Here is a 7,164-nt window from a genome sequence, read left to right on the forward strand (position 1 = left end):
CGGCACCGACTACGCAGCGAATGCTACCTTCAGCATGGGCACGGCGAATGCCACTCTCTATGCGAAGTGGACGGCCAATCCGACCTACACCGTAACGTATCACGGAAACGGCAGCACCGGCGGTACGGTTCCGACCGACAGCAACAGCTATCCGCAGGGTGATGTGGTGACAGTACTAGGGAATACCGGAACGCTGGTAAAAACGGGCTATACGTTCGCAGGCTGGAACACCGCCGCTAACGGAAGCGGCACCGACTACACAGCGAATGCCACCTTCAGCATGGGATCGGCGAATGCCACTCTTTATGCGAAGTGGACGGCCAATCCGACCTACACCATAACGTATAACGGAAACGGCAGTACCGGCGGTACGGTTCCGACCGACAGCAACAGCTATCCGCAGGGGAACACCGTGACGGTGCTGGGGAACACTGGAACGCTGGTGAAGTCGGGCTATACGTTCGCAGGCTGGAATACCGCCGCTAACGGAAGCGGCACCGACTACGGGGCGAATGCCACCTTCAGCATGGGCGCGGCAAATGCCACCCTCTATGCGAAGTGGACAGCCAATCCGACCTACACCGTAACGTATAACGGAAACGGCAGCACCGGCGGTACGGTTCCGACCGACAGCAACAGCTATCCGCAGGGTGATGTGGTGACAGTACTAGGGAACACCGGAACGCTGGTGAAGTCGGGCTATACGTTCGCAGGCTGGAACACCGCTGCTAACGGAAGCGGCACCGACTATGCAGCGAATGCTACCTTCAGCATGGGCACGGCGAATGCCACTCTTTATGCGAAGTGGACAGCCAATCCGACCTACACCGTAACGTATAACGGAAACGGAAGCACCGGTGGTACGGTTCCGACCGACAGCAACAGCTATCCGCAGGGTGATGTGGTGACAGTACTAGGGAACCCTGGAGCCCTGGTGAAGTCGGGCTATACGTTCGCAGGCTGGAATACCGCTGCTAACGGAAGCGGCACCGACTACACAGCCAATGCCACCTTCAGCATGGGCACGGCGAATGCCACTCTTTATGCGAAGTGGACGGCCAATCCGACCTACACCGTAACGTACAACGGAAACGGCAACACTGGCGGTACGGTTCCGACCGACAGCAACAGCTATCCGCAGGGTGATGTGGTGACAGTACTAGGGAACACCGGAACGCTGGTGAAGTCGGGCTATACGTTCGCAGGCTGGAACACTGCTGCTAACGGAAGCGGCACCGACTATGCAGCGAATGCTACCTTCAGCATGGGCTCGGCGAATGCCACCCTCTATGCGAAGTGGACAGCCAATCCGACCTACACCGTAACGTATAACGGAAACGGCAGCACCGGCGGTACGGTTCCGACCGACAGCAACAGCTATCCGCAGGGTGATGTGGTGACAGTACTGGGGAACACCGGAACGCTAGTGAAGACGGGCTACACGTTCGCAGGCTGGAATACCGCTGCTAACGGAAGCGGCACCGACTACGCTTCGAATGCCACCTTCAGCATGGGCGCGACGAATGCCACTCTCTATGCGAAGTGGACGGCCAATCCGACCTTCACCGTAACGTATAACGGAAACGGCAGCACTGGCGGTACGGTTCCGACCGACAGCAACAGCTATCCGCAGGGTGATGTGGTGACAGTACTGGGGAACACCGGAACGCTAGTGAAGTCGGGCTACACGTTCGCAGGCTGGAACACTGCTGCTAACGGAAGCGGCACCGACTATGCAGCGAATGCTACCTTCAGCATGGGCTCGGCGAATGCCACCCTCTATGCGAAGTGGACAGCCAATCCGACCTATACCGTAACGTATAACGGAAACGGCAGCACCGGTGGTACGGTTCCGACCGACAGCACCGGCTATCCGCAGGGGAACACCGTGACGGTGCTGGGGAACACCGGAACGCTAGTGAAGACGGGCTACACGTTCGCAGGCTGGAATACCGCTGCTAACGGAAGCGGCACCGACTATGCGGCGAATGCCACCTTCAGCATGGGCACGGCGAATGCCACTCTTTATGCGAAGTGGACGGCCAATCCGACCTACACCGTAACGTACAACGGAAACGGCAGCACTGGCGGTACGGTTCCGACCGACAGCAACAGCTATCCGCAGGGTGATGTGGTGACAGTACTAGGGAATACCGGAACGCTGGTAAAAACGGGCTATACGTTCACAGGCTGGAACACCGCCGCTAACGGAAGCGGCACCGACTACACAGCCAATGCCACCTTCAGCATGGGCACGGCGAATGCCACTCTTTATGCGAAGTGGACGGCCAATCCGACCTACACCGTAACGTACAACGGAAACGGCAGCACTGACGGTACGGTTCCGACCGACAGCAACAGCTATCCGCAGGGGAACACCGTGACGGTGCTGGGGAACACTGGAACGCTGGTGAAGACAGGCTATACGTTCGCAGGCTGGAACACCGCTGCTAACGGAAGCGGCACCGACTATGCGGCGAATGCCGCCTTCAGCATGGGCACGGCGAATGCCACTCTCTATGCGAAGTGGACGGCCAATCCGACCTACACCGTAACGTATAACGGAAACGGCAGCACCGGCGGTGCGGTTCCGACTGACAATAGCAGCTATCCGCAGGGGAACACAGTGACCGTGCTTGGGAACACTGGAACCCTGGTAAAAACGGGCTATACGTTCGCAGGCTGGAACACCGCTGCTAACGGAAGCGGCACCGACTACGCAGCGAATGCTACCTTCAGCATGGGCACGGCGAATGCCACTCTCTATGCGAAGTGGACGGCCAATCCGACCTACACCGTAACGTATCACGGAAACGGCAGCACCGGCGGTACGGTTCCGACCGACAGCAACAGCTATCCGCAGGGTGATGTGGTGACAGTACTAGGGAATACCGGAACGCTGGTAAAAACGGGCTATACGTTCGCAGGCTGGAACACCGCCGCTAACGGAAGCGGCACCGACCTTACTTTTACCACAGCAGATTCCCATGCGACGTTTACCGTTTCGGGAGCCGTGTACAGTTCCCTAACGGGCAATATGTATACCTATAGAGTTAACAACTTACAGGTAGGCGCGAACCTGATTCAGATTAGCGTAACGGCCCCTGACGGTACTGGCAATACGTATATGGTAACTGTGAATCGGGAGGATGTATCCAGGCAACCATCACCGGGTGGTTCGCCGGCGGACAGTATAACGCCAACAGCGACACCTGGACCTACGAAACCAGCAGTTGATGTATTCAATAGCGGCATTGTTAATGTAATAAACTTAGTTAATACCTTCGAGTCCAAAGTAGAGGAAGCTAAGAAATCTAATGTTAAGCTTGAACTTGCTGATACGAAAGGGCATTGGGCCGAAAAAACTATCGATACTTTTGTAAAGCTCCATGTGATTGAAGGTTACAACGATGGTACGTTCAAGCCGGATGGTGACATCACACGCGCTGAATTTGCAGTGATTCTGGGTCGGGTATTCGATATCAAAAGCGGCAGTAATACTGGTGTTACATTTAAAGATGTTGGTAGCCACTGGGCGAAAGGTGCCATCGAGAAACTTGCAGAGGCAGGGGTTATCAGCGGCTACGAGGATGTTACGTTCAAGCCAGATAAAACAATTACCCGCGAGGAAATGGTTGTCCTTTTATCCCGCATCTTAAACCTTAACACCTTAACAAAGGATACCACCAAAGGTAATTTCGATGACCTGAAGGGTTCCTATGCAGCAAACGAGATCAAAGCTGAAGCACAAGCTGGTATCATAAGCGGCAAAGGAGATGGGAAGTTTGATACAAAGAGCAACGCCACGCGCGCAGAAGCTCTACAGATCATCCTGAATGCGCTGAAGCTCAACCCGCAATTGAAGACACTGTTGGATTCACTTAACTAATGCCGGTTCTCTGAGAAAAAGGGACAAGTGTAATTTGGGGCTGTTGATAAAAGGGGCTGTCCCAAAAGTGGATTTTCTAGGGCGGAAGGCAGTTCTCTTCATTCTTAAAAACCACAAAAAGTGAGTAGAGCAGCGATTCTCCTGTTATTGAAGGATCGCTGCTCTGTTTTTTTGGTCATGGGTGGCTTGCTTTAGCAGATTATGGGCAAGGAAAAGCCATCCGACCTCAAGCGTCACTTTCCCCATAACGCGAAGCATAAATCGCCGGAAGCCCCAGTTGTTCTTCAGTTGTCCACATACACTTCCCGGTTCCGTCATTCGATGCGCGGCCAAGGCGTAACCTTTCTCACTCCGTAGAATTTCCCGGCTACTGCCAACACCGTAAGCACCTAAGGTTATAGTGTGTGCGGCCTTGACTTTGGACGATTGGGACAGCTTGCGAGAAATGGAGCAACAGTGAGTAAATCATCGGCCGAATAAGAGCGAAACCAAAGAATGCGCCTTCATTCGCGGAGGGGAGGCGTTTTTGGCTTCATTTGTCATCCCGGACGTTTTACAATAAATGGCCACAGGCGTAAGATTCAAATCAACAACCGAATGTAAATTAACTGTTCTCATATGGCTGAATTCCGTAATTGGGAACGGGGGAACCAATGATATATGGGGTGAATCCTTGCCGCGTGCTGAATAGCCGCTATGGCAGGGTAGGGCAATCTCGCTGCCCGAATCCGTCAGCTAACCCCGTAAGCCTCGAAGAGAGAGGATGAGCGCCATGATCGATTAACCGACCACGGATAGCCCTGCCGCTTCTGTGGTCTTTTTGCTGCGTGTGCAGGAAGGAAAAGCAGTCTGTACAAGGGACTAGAAATCTCATAACAACGATAATTAGATAGGTTAAGCGTTGGTTTAAATGCTCTATTTAAAATGCTTCAAAGGGGGGATTCTTATCGTTACTGTATTTATTGTGTGCTTCTGGGTTGGACTAATACTCCTCCTCAGCGGCGGATTTCATGGGCATGGCCTGGCGGGTCATCTGCATGCGGGCGGCGGCGATGCTGGTGGCCCCGGCTCTGTGCCCATACTCCCTCTGATGGTGTTTGTCACAGTCTGGGGCGGTACAGGTTACGTGCTTTCCCGGTTCAGCGAAATGAGGATGCTCGCAGTGGTGCTGATTTGTACCGTGCTCGCTCTGCTTCTGGGATGTGTGATGTATGCGGTGCTGGCCCGGGTGATGACCCGGTATGACAGCAGCATGAATGAAATGGATTATGAGCAGGCAGGGCAGCTCGGGTACATCAGTATCCCTGCAGCAGATGGAGCGGTCGGGGAAATGAAATATGTACTGCACGGAACCATGCGCTCCATTGGAGTAAGGGCAGAATCCGGCCAGCAGCTTGATAAAGGCGACAGGGTTATTATTTTGAAGGTGAACAAGGGAATGGCGGCAGTCACCCTCTTCGAGAGGGATATCGATCAATTATAATTCACGGGGAGTGTCAATCTAAATGGTTATTCTGTATGTAATCGCGGCAATTGTTGTTGTTATTCTGCTGGCCTTGTTCAGTATCGTGAACTCTTATAAAAAGGTTCCGCCCAATCAGGCGATGATCGTCTACGGCCTTGGCGGAAAAAGGGTGGTCCAGGGCGGCGGGACATTCGTCATCCCCGGCTTCCAGAACAATAAGACCATCTCCATGATGCTGATGAGCTTCGACGTCATCCCGGCGCAGGCGATGTTCTCCAAGCAAGGCATCAAGCTCAACCTGGAGGCGGTGGCCCAGATTAAGATAAAAAGCGATCCTACCGCTATTCTGACTGCCAGTGAGCAGTTTATCGACCGGCCGGAAGAAGACCGCGAGACGATTATCCTGCATTCGGTGGAGGGCCATTTGCGCGGCTTGATCGGACAATTAACAGTGGAATCCATTCTCAAGACTCCTGACGAAATCAACAGCAAGATGCGGGAGACCTGCTCGGAAGACCTCGACAAGATGGGACTTGAGGTGGTCAGCTTCACCATTAAGAAAATTACGGACGACAAAGGGTATATCGATAATATGGGGGTTCCGGAAATTGAGCGCATCCGCCGGGATGCCAGCATCGCCAAGGCGGAAGCGGAACGCGACATTCAGATCAAGCAAGCCGAAGCGGAGAAAGAATCCTCCATTGCCAAAGCTAATGCACATCAGGCCACCATTGAAGCGGGAACCGCCGCCCGCGCCAAGGAATCTCAGTTTGAGAAGGAATTGAACATTAAGCAGGCGGACTTTAAACTGGAGACCGAAGTGAAGAAAGCACAAGCGGATCTTGCATACGAATTACAGCAGAACAAAATCAAGCAGTCGCTGGTTACCGAGCAGGTCAAGATCACGCAGATGGAAGCGGAGGCGAACCGGACCGTCCGGGAAATCGAAGTTGAGCTGAGACAGAAGGAGCTCGAGGCAACAGTGATCAAGCCTGCTGAAGCGGAGAACCAGGCTACGATCATGAGAGCGGAAGCAGCCAAGCAGCGGCAGATTCTTGAGGCGGAAGCAGAGGCAGCCACCACGACCAAACGGGGGCTGGCAACAGCGGAAGCAGAGCTGGCAAAAGGGAGAGCTAACGCAGAGATTGTTCAATTGGCTGGAGCGGCGGAAGCGGGGGCGCTGGAGAAGAAAGCCGAAGCGTACAAACAGTTCACGCAAGCCGCGCTTACAGTAGAATTCCTGAAAGTGCTGCCGGAGCTGGCTGAAAAAATCGCTTCCCCGCTCGCCAAGGTTGATAAGATTACAGTGATTTCACAGGATGGAGCTTCATCCGGGGTGAATAAAATTACCGGTGATATCGCTAAAATCATGGCCCAGGTTCCTGAATTGACCGAGTCGCTTACCGGCATGAATTTTACAGAGGCGCTCAGCGGGCTGCTTGGCCGGAATAAAGAGCAGTAATTATATAGCGTTATACCATACTATAATACTTCCTACTCGTAAAACAGCGGGGGCTGTCCCAAAAGTAGTTTTCTACGAGTAGAGACAAACCCTTCTCATTTTCAAAACCGTAAAAAGGTCAAAAGAGCAACATTTCTCCCGTCACTGGAGAAATGTTGCTCTTTGTTTTTGGTCATTTGCAGCTTGCTTCAAGAGATTGTGGGCAAGGCAAAGCCAACCGACCTCAAGCGTCACTTTTTCCATGCCGCGAAGCAGAAAGCGCCGGAAGCCCCGGTTATTTTTCAGTTGTCCAAATACACTTTCTGGTTCCGTCATTCGGCGTACGGCCAGGCCGTAACCTTCCTTACT

The 7,164-nt window shown here is 53.4% G+C and carries 4 protein-coding genes, 1 pseudogene and 1 riboswitch; of the genes and pseudogenes, 3 read left to right on the top strand and 2 right to left on the bottom strand.

The genetic code is table 11. The features are described from left to right. Nucleotides 1–3,889: InlB B-repeat-containing protein (locus A3849_RS32630; RefSeq protein ID WP_143191952.1), on the top strand; the 3,889-nt coding region annotated here is incomplete at its 5' end. 144 nt (nucleotides 3,890–4,033) lie between these two features. Here A3849_RS32630 and A3849_RS30965 read toward each other — a convergent pair. Next, a pseudogene (locus A3849_RS30965) lies at nucleotides 4,034–4,258 on the bottom strand (transposase); the annotation flags it as partial. Nucleotides 4,259–4,499: 241 nt separating this feature from the next. Next, nucleotides 4,500–4,654: riboswitch (cyclic di-AMP (ydaO/yuaA leader) on the top strand. 145 nt (nucleotides 4,655–4,799) lie between these two features. On the opposite strand from A3849_RS30965, the gene A3849_RS30970 reads away from it, so the two are divergent. After that, complete coding sequence (locus A3849_RS30970; RefSeq protein WP_074114892.1) at nucleotides 4,800–5,372, top strand: NfeD family membrane protein; 573 nt, start codon at nucleotides 4,800–4,802, stop codon at nucleotides 5,370–5,372. Nucleotides 5,373–5,394: 22 nt separating this feature from the next. Beyond that, nucleotides 5,395–6,816: a flotillin family protein gene (locus tag A3849_RS30975; protein WP_074114893.1), complete on the top strand. Its 1,422-nt coding sequence runs from the start codon at nucleotides 5,395–5,397 to the stop codon at nucleotides 6,814–6,816. Nucleotides 6,817–6,957: 141 nt separating this feature from the next. Here the strand turns inward: A3849_RS30975 and A3849_RS30980 are convergent. Beyond that, nucleotides 6,958–7,164 (bottom strand): transposase (locus A3849_RS30980; protein ID WP_178382711.1); only part of this gene is annotated, 207 nt, incomplete at its 5' end.

Origin of the sequence: Paenibacillus sp. P46E, assembly GCF_001909095.1 — a bacterium.
Taxonomy (GTDB): Bacteria; Bacillota; Bacilli; order Paenibacillales; family Paenibacillaceae; genus Paenibacillus_AQ; species Paenibacillus_AQ helianthi.